The sequence below is a fragment of the Kribbella swartbergensis genome, from assembly GCF_054784135.1.
The window spans coordinates 1-1431 of record NZ_BAAGPM010000009.1 but is presented as its reverse complement, the minus strand read 5'-3'; the positions used below and the strand labels follow the sequence as shown (position 1 = coordinate 1431).

Annotated in this window: 1 protein-coding gene; it reads right to left on the bottom strand. The window is 64.2% G+C overall.

Going from position 1 to position 1431, the window contains the following annotated elements; genetic code table 11:
• On the bottom strand, positions 1 to 1407 hold a 1407-nt coding region (locus tag ACYVOK_RS06115), incomplete at its 3' end, for an IS1182 family transposase (RefSeq protein ID WP_460661264.1).
• Positions 1408 to 1431 lie beyond the last annotated feature (24 nt).

The window sequence follows — 1431 nt, the reverse complement described above, 5'->3', positions numbered from 1 at the left end:
CCCCAGGATGTTCAGCACCCGGGTGAGATTGTAGGCCAGCACGTGCAGGGCCATCTCGCTGGCCACCTTCGGCAAGGTCTTCAGCAGGAAGTGGGTGGCGCCCATGCGCATCTTGATCGTGCCGAACGGGTGCTCGACCACCTCCCGCCTCTGGCGCATCGCCCCTGGATTCAGATCGAGCCTGCGCTGCACCGCCTCCAGCACCTCCTCGTGCTCCCAGCGCGTGATCCGCCGCTGTGGAGCGGTGGTGCAGCGGCTCTTGAGCGAGCAGCCCTGGCAAGCCATGGTCCAGTAGCGCCGCAGCGTCAGTCCCCGCTCGACATTGCTGTAGTAGTACCGCAGCTTCTCGCCCGCCGGGCAGCGGTAGGCGTCCTCCTCGGGCAGGTAGACGAAGTCCTGCTTGCCAAAGCGGCCATCCGCTTTCGAGCCGGACGTCATGGGCTTGGGCAAGGTGACGGTCACTCCCGCCTGGTCGCAGGCCAGGATCTCCTCACTGTCCCAGTAACCCCGGTCAGCGACAGCGTCGAGCTGGTCCACCTCCAGAACAGCCTTGGCGTCCTTGCTCATGGCAGCAAGTTGAGCCCGATCACAGCCATCGTTGGTCACCTCATGCGCCACGATGAGGTGGTGCTCGGTCTCGACTGCCACCTGCACGTTGTAGCCCACCACCCCGGAGCCGCGCCCGCTGGTCGCCATCGAGCGGGCATCCGGATCGGTGAGCGAGATCTGCTGGTCGGGCGAGGCCAGCATCTGCGCCTCCAGCTCGGCCAGGCGCTGCATCTCCTGCTCGAGCCGGGCGATCTTCTCCTTCAGCCGGGTGGTCCTGGCAGCCAGTGCGTCTGAGGGCTCCTGCCGATCTGCCGTGTCGAGTTGCCGGAGATAACGCCCAACGCTCTCCTCAATCTGCGCCCGGCGGCGCTCGACCTTCGCCCGCGTGAAGTTCTTATCGCGGTTGTTGACGGCCTTGAACTTGGAGCCGTCGATGGCCACGCTGGCGGTGTTCAGCAGACCCATCTGCCGACAGAGAATAACGAACTGGGCGCAGACCTGGCGGATGGCCCGCCCGCTGTTCTTGCGGAAATTGGCAATGGTCTTGTGATCGGGAGCCAGGCGACCGGTGAGCCACATCAGCTCGACATTGCGACTGGCCTCACGCTCCAGTCTGCGGCTCGACTGTACCCGGTTGAGATAGCCGTAGATGTACAGCTTGAGCAGAACCGCAGGATGGTAGGACGGGCGTCCGGTTGCTTCCGGCACGACACCGTCAAAGCCAAGCGCCCTCAGATCGAGCGCGTCGACGAAAGCATCGATGACACGCACCGGGTTGTTCTCATCAACCAAGTCGTCCAGGCTCTCAGGAAACAGGGTGGTCTGGCTGCGATCCACGCCTTCAACAAAGCGTCTCATCGGATCCCCCAAACAAGGCTGAGC